This is a genomic window from Massilia sp. CMS3.1 (assembly GCF_051262535.1).
In the GTDB taxonomy this organism is placed as follows: Bacteria; Pseudomonadota; Gammaproteobacteria; order Burkholderiales; family Burkholderiaceae_D; genus Telluria.
Genome location: NZ_JBIMES010000070.1, coordinates 1 through 1,013, shown reverse-complemented (window position 1 = coordinate 1,013; position 1,013 = coordinate 1). Strand labels below are relative to the sequence as shown.

Here is a 1,013-nt window from a genome sequence, read left to right as displayed (position 1 = left end):
TCTGTGGAAACTTCCTAAGTTCAACGTATTCATAAATAAATTTCTTTCAGGTATCATTTCTGCAAAGATTGTTTATTCTAAGAAATAACTATTGTCAAAAATTTTATTTCATGACGAGCAACGCTGCAGCCCCGGCACGCGCGAGCTTTGCAGATGTGCCCGTACGCGGGCAACGGCCCGTCCGCCGGTTCCGAAGCGGAAAAAAACCCCGCGCGCCTTGCGGCTGCGCGGGGTGCATCAAGCCTGGAGGCTTGATGAGCGATATCGAACTCGCTAGTTAGTGCTGGTAAGCGCCGATGTCGAATCCGGTAGCGCTATTGCGCGGCTTGCCGTCGATGTCAGTCGGGTGCGCAAAGGTCGCGATACCGCGGCCGATCACCGGCGAGCTCGTGCTTGGCTTGAAATTCGGCAGCGCGGCGGTGCGCGAGTAAGCAGCCAGCAGTGGGTCCGAGCTGATGGTGCCGGTGTGCTTCAAGCCATTGCGCAGCTGCCAGGCATACGTCGTGTTCTTGAACACCAGGTTGTTCTTGTACGTGTTGCCCGTGCCGGTCTTGCCCTGTTCCGAGATACCGTACTTGTTGTCGTACACGATGTTGTTGTGCACGTGCACGTTGTTCGCGCCGGCACTCGTGAAGTAGTAATCGCCGCCGCCGACGATGATGCCGAAGTTCGACGCGCTCACCGTGTTGTTGGTGATCTTCAGGTTCGTTGCATCGTGCCACAGGTGGATCGCTGCCGAACCGACGCGGTAGACCACGTTGTTCTTGATCGTGCCCGAGGTGCTGTGATAAATGCCTTGCACATAGGTGCAGCCGGCAGGGCCGATATCGTGCACGACATTGCCGATGACGTCGCCCATCACGCCCTTGTAATAGCTGTCGACACCGATGGCCGAACCGCCGGCGCTGCTGCAGGCGATGGTGTTGGCCGTATGGTGCACGTGGTTGCCTTCGATGACGTTGTACGAACCGCCGGTATAGATGCCCAGCGTCCATTTGGTGCCGCCGGCGATT

1 protein-coding gene is annotated in these 1,013 nt (G+C 57.2%); it reads right to left on the bottom strand.

Annotation, left to right across the window (positions count from 1 at the left end):
- Positions 1-277 precede the first annotated feature (277 nt).
- A partial coding sequence (locus tag ACHAC9_RS24455) for a right-handed parallel beta-helix repeat-containing protein (RefSeq protein ID WP_435764406.1) occupies positions 278-1,013 on the bottom strand: 736 nt, incomplete at its 5' end.